We start from the raw sequence: 15,906 nt of genomic DNA, 5'->3' as shown, positions 1-15,906 counted from the left end.
GGCTGGGCTGTATTTTGGGCGTCACCACCTGCCGCCGCGCCTTGCGGAGGTCTTGGGCCTGCGCGCCGACATATCCGAAATCCGTGCGACACAGGAAGCTCGCCTTACGGATGCACTGCGGGCGTCAGGATTGAAATTTGGCGCGCCGGTGTATCTCCGCGTTTTCAAGGAAACAAATGAACTGGAACTCTGGGTCGAATCCGCAAGCGGAGACTTTTCTCTCTTTAGAAGTTACGAAATTTGCAATTATTCGGGCGCGTTGGGGCCAAAACTAAAAGAGGGAGACAGGCAATCCCCGGAAGGATTTTACCGGGTCGACAAACGCGCCCTAAACCCCAACAGCGCTTTTCATCTTTCGTTCAACCTCGGCTTTCCAAATGCCTTTGATCGGGCCAATGACCGCACCGGTAGCTATCTGATGGTTCATGGAAACTGCGTGTCCGTCGGCTGCTATGCCATGACCGACGCCTCCATCGAAGAAATCTATGTGATGGTTGAGGCTGCCTTGAACAAAGGTCAGCCATTTGTTCCCGTTCACGCGTTCCCGTTCCGCCCAACCGAAGACCGCATGATCGCCGCGCAGTCTTCACTTTGGTTCGACTTCTGGCAACAACTGTCGCCGGCCTACAAGATTTTTGAAGACACAGGGCGCCCCCCTGCTATCTCGCTGGCTCAACGGCGTTATGTTGTGTCGCACTAAAAAAGGGCGCGTCCCACAGGCCGCGCCTTCTTCTTTTGCGACATCGCTGTGACTATCAGCCCACTTCCGCTTCCCGCGCCTGCTTCCAACGCACCCAGACGTGCAGCGGGATGCCAGCCAGCACAAGCACGATGCCCACTGTCACAGCTTGAGCGCCCGCGCCGACCAGAGCCCACATCGAATAGACAAATCCCAACAAGCCGAGGATCGTGGCCTTGGCCAACTCTCCGCCACGCATCACGTGGCCACCACGCAGACGGATCATCACTTCGGCCACCGCACAGAACGCATACGGCAAAAGGCTCGCAGTTACCGCCAGCAGCACGATAAAGTTGAACGCCGCCACCAGACCTTGCGAGAAATTCAGCACGATCAGCAACGACGCCAGAATGTTGGAAAAAACGATGGCATTGGCCGGCGTGCCATAGCGCGACACCTTCCCCATAGATTGCGGGAACACATTGTCCAAAGCCGCCCCATAAGGCACCTGCCCTGTCAGCAGCGTAAAGCCGTTGAGCGTGCCGAAGGTCGAGATCACCGCGCCCACGGCGACGATCAGCCCGCCCACTGTGCCAAACATCACCTTGGCCACATCCGCCACCGGCGCGGCGGACGCGCCAAGCTGATCCGGAGGCAGAACGCCCATGCAAACAAAGGTCACGAGGATATAGACACAAGCCGCAATCATCACGCCCAGAATGGTGGCACGCGGAATGGTTTTTTCCGGATCTTGCACATCACCTGACGGAACCGTCGCCGATTCCAGCCCCAGATAGGCCCACAACGTCAGCGCCCCAGCCGCAGAAACTGCCGTAAAGGCCGGCATGCCCGAGGGGTTCATCGGCCCCATATTGTCCATCTGAACCCAGAAGAGCCCCAGTACTCCGACCATCAGCAATGGCACCAGTTTCAGAACTGTTGTCACGATCTGAACAAACCCGGCTTCGGCCACGCCGCGAATGTTGACCGCCGTCAGGGTCCAGATCGCTATCAGCGCCGCCCCGACACTGTAGACATCAGACTCGCCGATGGCTGGCACAAGGAACCCAAGATAGCCCACCAAAGCAACAGCCACGCCCGCGTTGCCCGTCCACAGCGCGATCCAATAGCCCCACGCAATCAGGAAACCGGCAAAATCCCCAAAGGCTTCTTGCGAATAGGCATAAGGTCCACCCGGCTTGGTCACGACCTTGGACAAACGCCCGAAAATCATCGCCAGCACCAATGCCCCCATCGACGTCACAATCCAGCCGACCATCGCCAAAGGCCCAAATGGCGCAAGAGATGCTGGTAAAAGAAAGACGCCCGATCCGATCATATTGCCGACGACCAAGGCCGTACAGGCAACCAAACCTAATGCGGGCGCAGCAGATTTGCTTGCGAGATCACTGTTTGACATGAAATGTCCTTATGCATTCGTCGAAGAATTGATTTCGGCCACTATGCCCAGTTTTTAGCATCATTGCCAAAGCGTTAATGTGAAACCGGCGGAAAAACTCCGCCTCGGAGGCAATTTTTCCGTATCATTGAGCCTTAGACGGCGGCCGCAAACAGTTTGCGCCCAAATCGGCTTCTGCTAAGACAAAACAAACTGGTATTAAAGGATGACACACAATGAGCGAACGTCTGCCGCACGAAAAAGGCTTCCACATAAGCTGGGACCAGATCCATCGCGACAGCCGCGCGCTTGCTTGGCGTTTGGACGGCAAAGGCCCTGACGATGGCGCTTGGAAAGCTGTTGTGGCCATCACCCGTGGGGGCATGGCGCCCGCGATGATCGTCAGCCGCGAACTCGACATCCGCACCGTGGACACTATCAGCGTCAAATCCTACTACTCTGGCGGCGGCAAACAGGACAGCCAGCGCGAAGCGCAGGTCCTCAAAAGCCCCGACAAAACCCTGATGGGCGACGGGGAAGGCATCCTGATCGTGGACGATCTCGTGGACTCGGGCAAAACCCTTGAGTTGGTGCGCGAATTGTATCCCAAGGCGCATTTCGCCACAGTCTATGCCAAACCCGCAGGCGAGCCGATGGTGGATACATTCATCACCGGTGTCAGCCAGGACACGTGGATCTTCTTCCCGTGGGACATGGCGCTGCAATACGTTGAACCCTATCGCGGCACCGACTGAGGTATTGCCTAGCTGAACAGACCGGACGCTCTGCGGAAAGTTCTTGGGGAACAAAAGCCAGGGATTGCGCAAAAATTCGCAGCCCTTTGTTTCCCAAGGCACATCACCACCCAAGATCGGTTGTTTTCTCTCTCTTTCAACAGGACACTGACCTATGACCCTGTCGCGCACCCAAGCCACCTTTGCCCCGCCTGTCATGGAGGCCCGTCGCTGGCTGGAAGGCGTCGCCTTCACCGACGCAAAACCGCTGATCAACGTCAGTCAGGCGGCGCCGGTTGATCCGCCCCCCACTCCGTTGCGCAGCGAAATCGCCCGCGTGGCGCAAGATGTTCCCGAGGCGCACCTCTATGGTCCTGTGCTTGGCCTGCCAGAATTGCGGGCCGAAGTCGCAAGCCAATGGAGCACGGCTTATGGCGGCTCCATTGCGGCTGATCAGGTCGCCATCACGTCCGGCTGCAACCAGGCTTTCTGCGCCACCATCAGTGCAATCGCTGGCGAAGGAGATGAACTTCTCCTGCCAACCCCATGGTATTTCAACCATAAAATGTGGCTGGATATGCAGGGCATCACCACGGTCCCGCTGACGACGGGTGACAGTTTGCTGCCCGATCCCGAGATGGCTGCGGCTTTGATCACCGAACGCACCCGTGCGATTGTGTTGGTCACTCCCAACAACCCCGGCGGTGTCGAATACCCCGCCGATCTTGTGCAGGCCTTATTTGATCTGGCGCGGGCGCGCGGCATCAAGCTTATTGTGGACGAGACCTACCGCGATTTCGATATCCGGACTGAGCCACCGCACACCCTGTTTTCCGACCCGAGTTGGAGCGACACATTGGTGCAGCTCTATTCCTTTTCCAAAGCCTACCGCCTGACCGGCCATCGCGTCGGCGCCATGGTGGCGCATGTGGATTTTCTTGCAGAGGCCGAAAAATTTCTCGACACAGTTACCATTTGCCCCAACCAACTTGGCCAACACGCAGCGCTGTGGGGTATGCGGAACTTAAGCCAGTGGTTGTCCGGCGAGCGCGCTGAAATCCTCGATCGCCGCGCCGCGATTTCCGACAACATGCCAACGCTCACCTCTCGCGGCTGGAAACTGCTCGGCGCAGGCGCTTATTTTGCCTATGTCGAACACCCGTTCTCCATGCGCTCTGATGATCTTGCACGGGCTTTGGTGCGCGATCACCACGTGTTGTGCCTGCCCGGCACCATGTTCATGCCCGAGGAAGACCCCGCTGGCGCGCGCCAACTGCGCATTGCCTTTGCCAATGTGAACCGCGCTGAAATTGCCGTGCTGTTTGACCGGCTGGCACGGGCAGACTACGCAAAACGCGACTGAAACACGGCTCTAGGTGGCAAAACCAAGAAGCACCGCTTGCCCCCTTTTCCTCAACCGCGTAGACATCCGCGCAGACAAACCAAAGACCAAGACGTAAGGAACTGACATGGCCACGGAAAAACCAAAGGGCAAAACGTCCAAAACACTGGTGTGGATCCTGATGGCGATGCTCATTCTGGGTCTTGGCGGGTTTGGCGTCACAAACCTCTCCGGCACCATCCGCTCGGTGGGCACTGTGGGTGGCAAAGACATCTCAGTGGATGATTATGCCCGTGGCCTGCAAGAAGAAATGAACGCTTATCAGGCCCAGATTGGTCAGTCTTTGACCTTTTCCCAAGCGCAAATGTTTGGTGTTGACCGCAACGTGCTTGCACGGCTTGTGACCACGCGGTCCCTGGACGCTGAGACCACCCGTATGGGGCTGTCGATTGGCGATGAAAACCTGCGCCGTGAATTGCTGGCCATTCCGGCGTTTCAGGGTTTGGACGGCGAGTTTGACCGCGACGCCTATGCGTTTGCCATTGAACAGGCTGGTATGAACGAATCCGCGTTTGAAGACAGCGTGCGCGAGGAAACCGCCCGTTCGCTGCTGCAGGGCGCGGTTGTGTCCGGTGTCAGCATTCCCGACAGCTACGCCGCGACCGTGATCGACTTTGTTGCCGAAGACCGTGATTTCACGTGGACCAAATTGACCGGCGACAACCTCACGACCGCCGTAGAGGATCCGTCAGAAGCCGACGCGCAGGCCTATTATGACGCCAACATCGACAACTACATGTTGCCCGCAACCCGTCAGATCACATTTGCCTGGGTCACACCAACCATGCTTCTGGATACGGTTGAGGTGGACGAAGACGCGCTTAAAGCGCTGTACGCAGAGCGTGACGCAGACTTCAATCAACCCGAACGCCGTCTGGTAGAGCGTCTCGCGTTTGCCGACGCGGCAGCAGCTGAAACCGCGCTTGGCAAGCTACGCACCGGCGAAACGTCGTTTGAAGCGCTGGTCGAAAGCCGTGGTCTGGCGCTCTCGGACGTGGATCTCGGGGACGTCTCCAAATCCGACCTCAGCACCGCAGGCGAAGCTGTGTTCCTCACACCCGTTGGCGGTATCGCCGGTCCTGTGACAACTGACCTTGGTCCGGCCCTGTTTCGTGTAAACGGCATCCTGCCAGCACGGTTCACCAGCTTTGAAGACGCGGTCAGCGAGCTGCGCAAAGACCTCGCCATCGACCGCGCCCGCCGCGTGATCGACCTGCAAATCGGCTCCGCAGACGATTTGCTCGCCGGTGGCGCCACGCTCGAAGAGTTAGCAGATGAGACCGACATGGTGTTGGGCAGCATCGACTGGCACGCCAACACCTCCGACGACATCGCAGGTTACGAAGGCTTCCGCACGGCAGCAGCAGCCGTTGCCGAAGGCGATTTTCCGGAGATCGTAACGCTGGAAGACGGCGGTATGTTTGCCTTGCGCCTTGAAGGTGAAACCGAAAGCACCCCTGCCCCGTTTGCCGATGTGAAAGACGATGTGAACGCCGCTCTCAAAGCGGATCGCACCGCCGAAGCGCTCGCCACTCTGGTAAGCACGCTTGAGCCGCAGCTCAAATCCGGCACACACTTCACCTCGTTTGGCTTCAACGCCAACGAAGAAATCAATATGGACCGGTCCGATTATGTCGCTGGCACCCCTGCAGATTTCATGTCGCAGGTGTTTGAAATGACCGTCGGCGAGTTGCGTCAGATCCCGGCCGGCGATGGCGGTCTGCTGTTGGTGCGTCTGGATGCCATCGCTGCGCCTGATTACTCCAATCCGGAAATCTCTGGCCTGGTCAACCTGATCAATCAGCAACTCAGCGGCGGCATTTCTCAAGACCTGTTCCAAGTTTACGCCGAAGCCTTGCAGGTGGCCTATCCGGCAGAAATCAATACACAGGCCATCAACGCCGTGCACGCGCAGATGCAGTGATGCAGCGCCGCGTGACAGACAGAAAGGCTTGATCCCATGGATCTCGTCCCCTCCTTTGACGACTTCGCCCGCGCCTATGAAGCTGGCGAAAATCAGGTGGTCTATGCCCGCCTTGCAGCGGATCTCGACACACCCGTCTCCCTGATGCTCAAGCTCACTGGCGCCCACAAAGACGCCTTTATGCTTGAATCGGTGACAGGTGGCGAGGTGCGCGGTCGCTACTCGATCATTGGCATGAAGCCCGATCTGATCTGGCAATGTCACGACGGCACCAGCCGCCTGAACCGCACCGCGCGCTTTGATGGTGACGCCTTTGTGGATCAAGACGGCAACCCGCTGGACAACCTGCGTGATCTGATCGCCGAAAGCCGCATTGATCTGCCAGATGATCTGCCACAGGCTTCTGCTGGCCTGTTTGGCTACCTTGGCTATGACATGATCCGCTTGGTGGAACATCTGCCAAACGTGAACCCGGACCCGCTTGGTCTGCCAGATGCCTGCATGATGCGTCCCTCTGTTGTGGCCGTGCTTGACGGGGTCAAAGGCGAAGTCACCGTAGTTTCGCCTGCATGGGTTAGCGAAGGTCAATCCGCAAAGGCCGCCTATGCACAGGCCGCTGAACGGGTGATGGACGCTGTGCGCGACCTTGAACGCGCGATGCCACAAGCCGCCCGCGATTTGGGCGATGCACACGAAGTATCCCCGCCGGTGTCCAATTTCACCAAAGAGGGCTATATGGCCGCGGTAGAAAAGGCCAAAGACTACATCCGGGCGGGCGATATTTTCCAAGTTGTGCCTGCCCAACGCTGGACGCAGGATTTCCCGCAGCCGCCCTTCGCGCTCTATCGCTCTTTGCGACGCACCAACCCCTCTCCATTTATGTTCTATTTCAACTTCGGCGGTTATCAGGTTGTCGGCGCCAGCCCGGAAATTCTGGTGCGCGTTTTTGGCGACGAGGTCACAATCCGCCCGATCGCAGGCACCCGTCCGCGCGGCGCAACACCCGAAGAAGACAACGCACTCGAAGCGGATCTGCTGGCCGACAAGAAAGAACTGGCCGAGCATCTGATGTTGCTGGATCTGGGCCGCAACGACACCGGTCGCGTTTCTAAAATCGGCACTGTGCGCCCGACAGAAAAATTCATCATCGAACGCTACAGCCACGTGATGCACATCGTGTCCAATGTGGTGGGCGAGTTGTCTGACGACAAAGACGCGCTTGATGCCTTCTTTGCCGGCATGCCCGCAGGCACCGTGTCTGGCGCACCCAAAGTGCGCGCGATGGAAATCATCGACGAATTGGAGCCTGAAAAACGAGGCATCTATGGAGGTGGCGTCGGCTATTTCAGCTCGGGCGGCGACATGGACATCTGCATCGCGCTGCGCACCGCGATTGTGAAAGACCAAAAGCTTTATATCCAAGCCGGTGGCGGCGTTGTGTACGACAGCGACCCAGAGGCCGAGTACATGGAAACCGTGCACAAATCCAACGCCATTCGACGGGCGGCGGCGGATGCTGCCCGCTTCACCGGCACCGGAAACAGCTGATCAAGTATCAAGAGGCATCCGGTCCGGCTGAAACCCAGCCGTTCCGGCCGTTTTTTTAGGGACGACTGACACCCAATATCTCAACGATTTCGCTGTTGTCCCACAATCTTTCCCCAACAAGGCGCGCAGCAGCAGGCGTTAGGTGGCCACCGTCCAAGGAAATTGCCCGCCCATCGGGCGTAGTCGCTGGACAGGAACTTGTCGCGGGACACACGCTTAATTGAATGTCGAAATAAGCGTCCGCTTTGAGCGCATGCATCTTGGAATTCGTAGCCACCACTTCATCTGACACGTCCAATTCGACCGATGGCCGCAGGTCTTCTTCGATAGCCCACACCTCACGTAAACCACTGAAACCAAATTGTTTTGGTCCAACCAATATGACTTTGGCGTCTGAGTGTTCAGTAAGGTTTTCAAGTGTTTTCTCGACAAAGGGAACCTGCCACTCAGACCATTTGTGAGAAACAATAATCACATCCGCCTGCGCCAAACTCCGCAACATAGCCTCGCTTTGATAGCGGTCCCACTCAGCGTCACAAGCTTCAATATCGACGTGCTCGGATAGACCGGTCTCGTCTTTGAGGAAAAACGGCGCACAGGTATGCCCGATGGTCCAAAGCGCGAAATCCAACTGTGCCATCATGCCATTTTCTTGGAGCGCGTTCATAACATCACGGCCAAAGCTGTCCCCGACCATCGCCACTTTGGTGGCATCACCTGAGCCGTCAAAGGCCTGACGCTGAAAACCCTTCCGAATTCCCCGATTGTAAGAGCTCGCTTCAACACGTGTAGTCTCAAACAGGTTTTGATCAGCCGCGCTGTGGCGCTTCAAAGGCGCATCACTGACATACCCCACAAGCGAAATCGCAATCAAGGCAATCGCCATGACCGTTAGAATCATACCGCGGAATTTGCGCAACATTGGCCGACCTTCCGCGGGGCTGCGGAAGGGTTGCTCAATCAAACGCCATGATCCGTAAGACAATCCAAGCACCAAGGCGATCAACACACATGCGGTTACCAACTGGTCCGGTGCAATGCCGTGAATTCTGGAGAACGCAAAAACCGGCTGGTGCCAAAGATAAGCCGAAAAGCTAATCCCGCCGATCCACCGCATTGCCGCCCCGCTCAGCACCGCGGAAACGCCTCCCTGAACAGGAGCAAACACCAATATCAGTACAGTACCCAGCGTCGGCAACAGCGCATAGACCGATGGAAATGGCACCAGATCGTCGTAGAGCACAAATGTTGCCACCAACATCGCAAGGCCAAAGGTTGCAAGCGCTCCATTCTCGGGCCGCTTGCGCCCTGCCAACGCCAAAGCCGCCACCGACCCGAGCAAAATCTCCCAGAATCTTGATGGTGAGAAAAAGTAGTTGGCCCTTGGTTCGTTACGCCAGCCCCACTCCGCCAGAAGGAGAGACGCGATCCCAAGACATACCACGCCCCAAAGCAAACCTCGCTTGCCACCAAGTTTCCAACTGGCCCATGCCAGCAAAGGAAACAGAATGTAAAACTGCTCTTCAACCGCAAGGCTCCATGTATGAAGCAGCGGGATCACCGAGGCGCTTGGACCAAAGTAGTCGACGAAATTGATGAAATAGCCATTGGACAGAAACAGGACGCTGAAAAATACGCTGGCAGAAAAATCCTGCAACTCAGAGGGCGTCAGAAATATCCAGGAGAAAAGCGTCATGATGGCCAGCACAAAAAACAGCGCAGGAAAGATCCTGAATGCTCTGCGCTTGTAGAAGTCGCGGAAGGTGAAACTGCCGTCGGCCAAACCTTTGTTGACGATGCCGGTGATTAAATAACCTGAAATGACAAAGAAAACGTCAACCCCAGCATATCCCCCGGGCAACCAGCCTAGCCCCGTATGGTCGACGATGACCGCCAGCACAGCGATGGCCCGCAAGCCGTCAATCTCTTTACGATAGTCCAATTAAACCCTCGCCACGTCAAAGGAGCGTGCGCAAACCCAGTAGGGACATATGCCAAATGCCCGCAATAAGTTCCAACGCCACGCTTCTATAGGTGGCCCAAACAAGCCAAACAACTCATCTTTTTAGACACTCCGAACGACATGCGCGCGCCTAGCCCCACAAAAAGCACCTGCCACGACTGATAGAAGATCACCCCTTAGGTTCTTCGAACTTCTCGTCACGCGCGGCCTTTTCTTCTTTGGTCAGCTTATTGCCCCAAACACCTTTGCTGATGCCAAGATCATGCGGCATCGGCTTGGTTTTGCCTTTGCTGATCTTTCCACCCTTGTCCAAGAATTGCTGGATCAGATCTTCGTCTGTGGTTTCTTTTGGAACGTGTTTCATGACTCGGTGCCCCCTTGCGTCCGTCGTCCAATCACTTACGGCCCAACGTGACAGACGCGTAAAGTTTTGCAAGCCATCAACCACGCGTCACTTCGTCATCAAAATTTTTCCGAGCGGTCAAATATGTGTTACAGTTCCCGGACTATTCCAAAGTCTGCGCGCCAAAACTGGCGTACCAATAAACTCAACAAATCGAGGGTTCCATGTCCCAATTCACCTTGTCCCGCCGCCACTTCCTTGGCGCGTCTGCCGGCTTCATCGCCCTGCACCCATTCTCGGCCAATGCGGCCACCAATCAGGCTCACCTGCGGATCATGGAAACCACCGATTTGCACGTACATGTCTTTCCGTATGACTATTATGCGGACAAACCGCGTGACACCGTGGGCCTTGCCCGCACAGCCTCTCTGATCAAAGGCATCCGGGATGAGGCCACCAACTCGATGCTGATCGACAACGGTGACTTTTTGCAAGGCAACCCAATGGGCGACTACATCGCCTACGAGCGCGGCATGAAAGACGGCGACATGCACCCCGTCATCGCTGCGATGAATGCTGTGGGCTATGACGCGGCCACCGTCGGCAACCACGAATTCAACTACGGCTTGGATTTTCTGATGAAATCCATGGCTGGTGCGGATTTCGAAACCGTCCTGTCCAACGTGTCCCTGTCCCAAGGCGCCACCCCGCGCGAAGACAAAACGTTGTTTAAGCCCTACTCGATCCTGACCCGCGAAGTCACCGACGGTGCGGGCGAAAAGCACATGATCAAAATCGGCGTCATCGGTTTCACACCGCCCCAGATCATGAACTGGGACCGCCGCCATCTTGAAGGCAACGTTCAGGTGCGCGACATCGTCGACACCGCCCGCGCCTACGTGCCTCAGATGAAGGAAGAAGGCGCTGACCTGATCATCGCGTTGTCGCACTCGGGCATTGGCGAAGCTGACCACTCCGACGGCATGGAAAACGCCTCGGTGCCATTGGCCGCCGTGGACGGCATCGACGCCGTTCTGACCGGTCACCACCACCGCGTGTTCCCATCGTCTGCTTACGAAGGCATCGCAGGCGTCGATGTGGCCAAAGGCACCATTATGGGCAAACCGGCCGCTATGGGCGGCTTCTGGGGCTCGCACATGGGTCTGATCGATCTGATGCTTGAGCGCTCCGGCAACGAATGGAAGATCGTCAGCCACACGACCGAAGCCCGTCCGATTTCCAAACGCAACGAGGACCGCTCGATCACTGCGCTGGTCGAAAGCCAGCCCGACGTGCTTGCCAGCGTCCAGAAAGAACACGACGAGACACTGGCCTATGTGCGCCGAGCCGTTGGTAAAACCGACGCACCGCTGCACAGCTATTTCGCGCTAGTAGCGGATGACCCATCTGTGCAGATCGTGTCGATTGCCCAACTTTGGTACATCGAGCAGATGATGAAAGGCACCGAGTACGAAGGTCTGCCGATCCTGTCCGCTGCTGCCCCGTTCAAGGCAGGCGGCCGTGGCGGCCCCGAATACTTCACCGACGTGGCCAAGGGCGATGTTGCGATCAAAAACGTCTCCGATCTCTACCTCTACCCCAACACGGCACGCGCAGTGAAAGTCACAGGCCAACAGGTCAAAGACTGGCTCGAACGCTCTGCTGGTATCTTCAATCAGGTAGAAGCCGGCAAAGCCGATCAGGTGCTGCTGAACCCTGAATTCCCGTCCTACAACTTTGACGTCATCGATGGTGTCACTTACCAGATCGACCTCAGCCAACCGTCAAAATTCGACCCCAAAGGCACTCTGATCAACGCCGATGCAAACCGCATCGTTGACCTGATGTTTGACGGAAAACCGCTTGATATGGCGGCGGAATTCATCATCGCAACCAACAACTACCGCGCTGGCGGCGGCGGCAAATTCCCCGGTGCCATGGGTGACACCGTGGTGTTTGAAGGCCCCGACACAAACCGCGACGTGATTGTGCGCTACATCGTTGAAAAAGGCACCATCAGCCCACGCGCAGATGCCAACTGGACCTTTGCACCGCTGCCCGGCACCTCGGTTCTGTTTGACACAGGCCCCAAGGCTGCTGACTACGCCGCTGACGTCGAAGGCGTGTCAATCGCACCCGCAGGCGAAGGCCCCGACGGCTTTGCGCGCTTCCGCATCGATTTGTGACCTGATCCGTCACCCCAAGATCTACAAAAGGGAGCCCCCATGGCTCCCTTTTTCACTTCCTACAATCCACACCGTTTCCCCCTCGCCCCTATGGCCAATACCTGCCAAACTGCTGCCAACACATCTTGGCAAACAAGGGCAGTATTCATGAGTATCTCGCGTCGCAATTTCACCTTGGGCCTTTCCGCCCTTGCGCTTTCCGCCTGTAACAGCACGTTGCAAACCACCTCACAGGCGCGTGCGCCGGCGCCAACTGGCCTGCCTGCCGACCTTCGACCGCAACTCAACCGTGACTACGCCGCTTGGGTCGCCAGCTTCCGCGGCCGCGCCCTCTCGCAAGGCATCACCGAATCCACACTCAATTCTGCCTTCCGCGACACCGGCTACTTGCCCGGCGTTATCAAACGCGACCGCAACCAAACCGAATTCACGAGAACACTCGAAGACTATCTGTCTATCGCCGCCTCTGACGAACGGGTCAGCAAAGGCCGGGCCGCGTTCTCACGCCACAAAGGTACCCTGCAAAAGCTAGAACAATCATACGGCGTTGACGCAGAAATTATCTGCGCGATTTGGGGATTGGAAAGCTACTATGGCGACCGTAAAGGCGACATTCCGGTGATCTCGGCCACGTCCACGCTGGCCTTTGATGGCCGCCGGGGCAGCTTTTACGAAAAACAACTGATTGCCGCACTTAAGATTTTGCAAAACGGCGACATCACACCTGCCCGCATGACCGGAAGCTGGGCCGGTGCCATGGGCCACACCCAATTCATCCCCACCAGCTATCAGGCCTTCGCCGTTGACTACACCGGTGACGGCCGCCGCGACATCTGGTCTGATGACCCGTCTGATGCATTAGCCTCCACTGCCGCCTATCTTGAGCGTAACGGCTGGTCGCGTGGCACAAAGTGGGGCCGGGAGTTGCGTTCTGGCGAAAGCGCAAGTCGCGTGATTCAACCTCAAGCAAACGGCCCACGTTTTGCTGTCACCGGAAATTTCAACGCCATCAAGCGCTACAACAACTCTGACAGCTACGCGATTGGCGTTGGCCATCTGGCCGACCGCATTGGGGGCGCAGGCCCTCTGCGCACCGCCTTCCCGCCGGACAAGTACGGCCTGACCAAAGACGACCGCATCGCGCTGCAGTCCCGCCTGACGGCTCGTGGTTTTGACACCGGCGGCGCCGACGGCGTGCTTGGTCCAAAATCGCGCGCGGCGATTGCGGATTATCAGCGCAGCCTCGGGTTGGACCCCACCGGCGACCCGTCGCAGTCCTTGCTGAAATCTCTGGCCTAACCGGTGGCACGCGCAATTGTCTGCGCGATCAGGACATTCACCTGATCAGGCGTTTCAATTGTACTGGAATGGCCGGCGCCTTTGAAAACGGTCAACTGCGCGCCTTTGATGGCGGCCTGAATGCGTTCTGATTTTGCGGGCACCGTGGCGACATCTTCTTCGCCCGCGCCAATGCCCACCGGAAGGTCGATCTGCCCAAGCAACGCTTCGCAGCCTTCGCGCGCGAACACCGCCTTCACGGCGCGCGTGATTCCAATCCTGTCGCCCGACGTCATCGACGCGCGCCAAAACGCCCGCTCTTGCGCCCGCGCCGGATCGTTCAAAAACGTCCGACCAAACATCGACTTCATCGCGCCGCCGACCACAGACCCCAGTCCCAGCCAACGCGCACAAAAGGTCATCACCGCATACTTGGGTCGATTGGACGTGGGCTCGGCTTCAGATGAGGTGTTCAACAACGTCAGGCTACGCAACACATCTGGCCGCCGCGCGGCAAGGCGCATCCCGACAAAACCGCCCATGGAAAGCCCGACAAAATGACACGGTCCGACACCGAGATGCGCGATCAAAGCCGCTGCGTCTTCGCTCAGCGTGTCCATGTCATACCCGTCATCGGTGATGCCGCTCTGCCCCTGCCCGCGGTGATCAAACGTGATCACGCGATAATCGTCCTTCAGATGCGCAACCTGCGCCGCGAACATACCTCCGTGATGCAAAAGCCCGTGGCTGAACACCACCGCGTCGCCGTCTCCTCCGGTATCAGTGTAGTGAATATGTGCCCCGTTCAGATCAGCAAATGGCATCGCGTGGTTCCTCCCCTATATGGGGATCAGACTAGCAGAGGGATTTACGGAATGCGCAAAATCCCCAACTGAACCGCAACGTCGGCCCCAAAAGAATTGGGACCGACGCGATACTGACGCGATACCGACGCATAACAGACAGGCATTTCAACCTAGTTTTGGGTGGTCAACGCCACCGATACCGGCGCGAGCGCCACTGTACCTGCGCGGTCCTGCAAGCCCCAAAGGACCAGCGCTGAAATCGTTTCTTCACGCAAACGACCGACCATCACGACCCCGCTTTCCTGCGGTGCTTTGAACGCCGCCTGATCGAGGAACCGGCGGATCACCACAGCGGTTTGCCCCTTACCATCAAAGTCTCGGAACACGCTGGCAGAAGGCACGCCCTCTTTGGCCGCGAGCTTTTGTGCGGTGTTCAGGCCTTGGGGAAACAAAACCAAACCATAACCTTCATTGAGCGCCACATCAGTTACTTGATCACTGACCACTTTGCCCCCCTGCAAGCCGTCGCCCACGCCCTCCATGATGCCGACAAAATCATCCGATACCGACAAATGCGCCTGCATAGCGACCTCGACATCGGACGCCCCGGCCCCGGCTGGCATGTCAATCATAGCCAACACTTCCATTCCTTGGGATCGGTACTGCGCAGCCTTGACTGCAACTTCCGGATCCAAGGTCGAAATCGCGATACTCAGCGGATACGGAAACCCTGCCAAAGCCTCTAGGTTGACCGGCTTGCCTTCGTCGATCAGGACTATCGACATGACCGGCTTTCCATCCACGTTCTCATATGGTTGCGCATTTACCGTAATGGGTTTGGATGCCCCCGTTTCAGGTGTTTGTGCTGCATCAGCGGTTTCATCACCAACACTTGGCAGGCGCGTTGACGTGCGCTGCTCAAAACTCTCGCCAAGCTCGCCTGCGGGCTTCAGCATCGATGTTTGCGCTTCGTCCGACGTCGCACCTTCCGCCGTCTCCTCGGCCTGCGGTGTCACATCTTCAGCTTCCGGTGTTCGGGCAGGTTCAGTCACAGACAGCGCTCCGTCCTCTTCTTGCTGATCTGTTGGAAAGGCGCTGTCCTGCCCTTCAACCGGCGCCTGCGGTTGCGGCGGGTTCACCGAAATGGACAGCTCGGTATCTGCGGCAGGCACATCAGGGCTTGGCGCCTGTGGATTGGGTAGCACCGGGCTCTCGCCTTCCAACGTCATCGAGCCGCTGTCTTGGGCCGCATCGGGCGCCTGCATGCTAGTCTCCGCGCCGCCAGTTTCCGGTTTCGGCGCCGAATCTGTGCTGCTTAGCACCGGTTGATCCTCATCAGCCGGAGTCGCGACATCGCCACCGGTTGCATCGCTGACGTCCGCATCAGTAGCACCGCCGGCCGCCGGCGCATTGGCAGCCTCGCCGCTGGTCTGCCCCTCAGTGCCTGCCGCCGCCTCGGTCTGTGGCGACACCGTCGCTGGCAAAGGCGCCAACAAAGACGTCACCGCCAGCACACCGCCGACAACCACGACACCCCAGATGATCCCTGACAATACTCCGCGCACCATGCCCGTTGCCCCCTAATTTCTTTCTTCGTTTACCCGTGCTCTTTGGGTCTCTCAGGAGGTTTCATGCCTGCGCCCC

General features: G+C 57.7%; 12 protein-coding genes. 7 read left to right on the top strand and 5 right to left on the bottom strand.

The genetic code is table 11. The annotated features are described in order from the left end of the window. Positions 1-52: 52 nt before the first annotated feature. The gene (locus tag PG871_RS13195) at positions 53-700 is read left to right on the top strand and encodes a L,D-transpeptidase family protein (protein WP_270730009.1); all 648 of its coding nucleotides are present in this window, start codon (positions 53-55) and stop codon (positions 698-700) included. A gap of 55 nt (positions 701-755) precedes the next feature. Here the strand turns inward: PG871_RS13195 and PG871_RS13190 are convergent, their stop codons facing one another. Next, entirely contained in the window at positions 756-2,099 is a 1,344-nt protein-coding gene (locus tag PG871_RS13190; protein ID WP_270730006.1) for an amino acid permease, read from the bottom strand. Positions 2,100-2,314: 215 nt separating this feature from the next. Here PG871_RS13190 and gpt point away from each other — a divergent pair, with 215 nt between their 5' ends. The 4 genes from gpt to trpE all read left to right on the top strand — a co-directional run bounded on the left by gpt (position 2,315) and on the right by trpE (position 7,686). After that, complete coding sequence (gpt, locus tag PG871_RS13185; protein WP_270730005.1) at positions 2,315-2,833, top strand: xanthine phosphoribosyltransferase; 519 nt, start codon at positions 2,315-2,317, stop codon at positions 2,831-2,833. A gap of 154 nt (positions 2,834-2,987) precedes the next feature. Further along, positions 2,988-4,175 (top strand): aminotransferase, encoded by a 1,188-nt coding sequence (locus PG871_RS13180; RefSeq protein ID WP_270730004.1) that lies wholly within the window; start codon positions 2,988-2,990, stop codon positions 4,173-4,175. 106 nt (positions 4,176-4,281) lie between these two features. Continuing rightward, positions 4,282-6,138 (top strand): peptidylprolyl isomerase, encoded by a 1,857-nt coding sequence (locus tag PG871_RS13175; RefSeq protein WP_270730002.1) that lies wholly within the window; start codon positions 4,282-4,284, stop codon positions 6,136-6,138. 36 nt (positions 6,139-6,174) lie between these two features. Continuing rightward, entirely contained in the window at positions 6,175-7,686 is a 1,512-nt protein-coding gene (trpE, locus tag PG871_RS13170) for an anthranilate synthase component I (protein WP_270729999.1), read from the top strand. Positions 7,687-7,741: 55 nt separating this feature from the next. On the opposite strand, the gene PG871_RS13165 is transcribed toward trpE, so the two are convergent. Next, a complete protein-coding gene (locus PG871_RS13165) occupies positions 7,742-9,628 on the bottom strand; it encodes an acyltransferase family protein (protein ID WP_270729997.1) in 1,887 nt (628 codons plus the stop codon). Between the two features lie 190 nt (positions 9,629-9,818). Beyond that, complete coding sequence (locus tag PG871_RS13160) at positions 9,819-10,013, bottom strand: hypothetical protein (RefSeq protein WP_270729994.1); 195 nt, start codon at positions 10,011-10,013, stop codon at positions 9,819-9,821. A 203-nt stretch (positions 10,014-10,216) separates the two neighbouring features. On the opposite strand from PG871_RS13160, the gene PG871_RS13155 reads away from it, so the two are divergent. Both PG871_RS13155 and PG871_RS13150 read left to right on the top strand, forming a co-directional pair. Then, positions 10,217-12,178, top strand: coding sequence for a bifunctional 2',3'-cyclic-nucleotide 2'-phosphodiesterase/3'-nucleotidase (locus tag PG871_RS13155; RefSeq protein WP_270729993.1), 1,962 nt, complete (start codon positions 10,217-10,219; stop codon positions 12,176-12,178). A 147-nt stretch (positions 12,179-12,325) separates the two neighbouring features. Further along, a complete protein-coding gene (locus PG871_RS13150) occupies positions 12,326-13,477 on the top strand; it encodes a lytic murein transglycosylase (protein WP_270729992.1) in 1,152 nt (383 codons plus the stop codon). Here the strand turns inward: PG871_RS13150 and PG871_RS13145 are convergent. Both PG871_RS13145 and PG871_RS13140 read right to left on the bottom strand, forming a co-directional pair. Beyond that, positions 13,474-14,280, bottom strand: a complete 807-nt coding sequence (locus tag PG871_RS13145) for an alpha/beta fold hydrolase (protein ID WP_270729991.1) — start codon at positions 14,278-14,280, stop codon at positions 13,474-13,476. The two genes, PG871_RS13150 and PG871_RS13145, sit on opposite strands and share 4 nt — an antisense overlap. 152 nt (positions 14,281-14,432) lie before the next feature. Continuing rightward, on the bottom strand, positions 14,433-15,830 hold the full coding sequence (locus PG871_RS13140) for a divergent polysaccharide deacteylase family protein (RefSeq protein WP_270729990.1): 1,398 nt from the start codon (positions 15,828-15,830) through the stop codon (positions 14,433-14,435). Between the last annotated feature and the right edge of the window lie 76 nt (positions 15,831-15,906).

It is taken from the genome of Shimia sp. Alg240-R146 (genome assembly GCF_947331465.1).
Lineage (GTDB): Bacteria > Pseudomonadota > Alphaproteobacteria > Rhodobacterales > Rhodobacteraceae > Shimia.
Note: the sequence above shows the minus strand (reverse complement) of the source record. Positions and strands in the feature narration are given on the sequence as shown.

Excerpts from the sequence above, each read along its gene's own strand:
- PG871_RS13190 (WP_270730006.1), bottom strand. The coding sequence starts at position 2,099 with ATGTCAAACAGTGATCTCGCAAGCAAATCTGCTGCGCCCGCATTAGGT.
- gpt (WP_270730005.1), top strand. The coding sequence starts at position 2,315 with ATGAGCGAACGTCTGCCGCACGAAAAAGGCTTCCACATAAGCTGGGAC.
- PG871_RS13180 (WP_270730004.1), top strand. The coding sequence starts at position 2,988 with ATGACCCTGTCGCGCACCCAAGCCACCTTTGCCCCGCCTGTCATGGAG.
- PG871_RS13175 (WP_270730002.1), top strand. The coding sequence starts at position 4,282 with ATGGCCACGGAAAAACCAAAGGGCAAAACGTCCAAAACACTGGTGTGG.
- trpE (WP_270729999.1), top strand. The coding sequence starts at position 6,175 with ATGGATCTCGTCCCCTCCTTTGACGACTTCGCCCGCGCCTATGAAGCT.
- PG871_RS13160 (WP_270729994.1), bottom strand. The coding sequence starts at position 10,013 with ATGAAACACGTTCCAAAAGAAACCACAGACGAAGATCTGATCCAGCAA.
- PG871_RS13155 (WP_270729993.1), top strand. The coding sequence starts at position 10,217 with ATGTCCCAATTCACCTTGTCCCGCCGCCACTTCCTTGGCGCGTCTGCC.
- PG871_RS13150 (WP_270729992.1), top strand. The coding sequence starts at position 12,326 with ATGAGTATCTCGCGTCGCAATTTCACCTTGGGCCTTTCCGCCCTTGCG.
- PG871_RS13145 (WP_270729991.1), bottom strand. The coding sequence starts at position 14,280 with ATGCCATTTGCTGATCTGAACGGGGCACATATTCACTACACTGATACC.
- PG871_RS13140 (WP_270729990.1), bottom strand. The coding sequence starts at position 15,830 with ATGGTGCGCGGAGTATTGTCAGGGATCATCTGGGGTGTCGTGGTTGTC.